The sequence below is a fragment of the Streptomyces sp. adm13(2018) genome, from assembly GCF_008042145.1.
Classification (GTDB): Bacteria; Actinomycetota; Actinomycetes; order Streptomycetales; family Streptomycetaceae; genus Streptomyces.
Genome location: NZ_RDBH01000298.1, coordinates 1 through 1,027, shown reverse-complemented (window position 1 = coordinate 1,027; position 1,027 = coordinate 1). Strand labels below are relative to the sequence as shown.

Annotated in this window: 1 protein-coding gene; it reads left to right on the top strand. The window is 75.5% G+C overall.

From position 1 onward, the window contains the following. Positions 1–239: 239 nt before the first annotated feature. Positions 240–1,027, top strand: a 788-nt coding sequence (locus EAO70_RS36760; RefSeq protein ID WP_148007110.1) for a transglycosylase family protein, incomplete at its 3' end; no start/stop codon positions are given.

The following is a 1,027-nucleotide window of genomic DNA, read 5'->3' as shown; positions in this document are numbered from 1 at the left end:
GGCTCCGGGACGGGCCCGCCGAGCCCGGTCCCGGGGCCGCCGACGCCCGATCCGAGTCCTGCTCCGCAGCCCGGCGGGCCCGTCCCGGAGCCCGAGCCGCAGCCGCAGCCCGGGCCCGCCTGACGGTGTCCGCGTCAACGGGAAGGTGACATACGGGCCTTGGGCTTCGSCGAAGCCCTTGTCACGGAGCGTGCACAAGCCCTAACTTGGACCGCTACTGCTGTGTTCAAGGGGGGCCCATGGCCGTACGCGGACGTCACCGTCGCCACCAGCCGAGCCGGATCAACCGTGCCTCGCTGACCGTCACCGCGGGAGGCGCCGGAATGGCGCTGCCGCTCATCGGCGCGGGCACCGTCCACGCCGCGTCGCTCGACGTCTGGGAGAAGGTCGCGGCCTGCGAGTCGACCTCCACCTGGCACATCAACACGGGCAACGGCTACTTCGGCGGTCTGCAGTTCAGCCAGTCCACCTGGGAGGCCTACGGCGGCACGCACTACGCGCCGCGCGCCGACCTCGCCTCCAAGGACCAGCAGATCGCCGTCGCCGAGCGGGTCCTCAAGGGCCAGGGACCCGGCGCGTGGCCGTCCTGCGGCCAGCGGGCCGGCCTCGCCCGCGGCGGGGACGCCCCCGACACCGCCTCCGCCGCCCCGAAGGCGTCCCGGGGCGGGAACGCGCCCGCCACCGCCTCCCTGCCCGGGCAGCGCGCCCTGTCCGAGCGGCCGGCCAGGAACGTCGGCCCGACCGCCGTCCCCACCGTCCGCGAGATGTACACCGTGACGCCGGGCGACTCCCTGTCGAAGATCGCCCGCGACGAACGGGTCCCGGGCGGCTGGCAGCGCCTGTACGACACGAACCGGCCCGTCGTCGGCGACGACCCCGACCTCATCCTCCCCGGCCAGCGCCTCACCCTGCGCATCGCCGCCCCGCAGAAGCCCCCGACGCGGACGCCCCCGACGAGGACCCCGGCGGCGAAGACGCCCCCGCCGAAGGCCTCCGGACCGACCACCATGCCCCGGCCCGTCACACC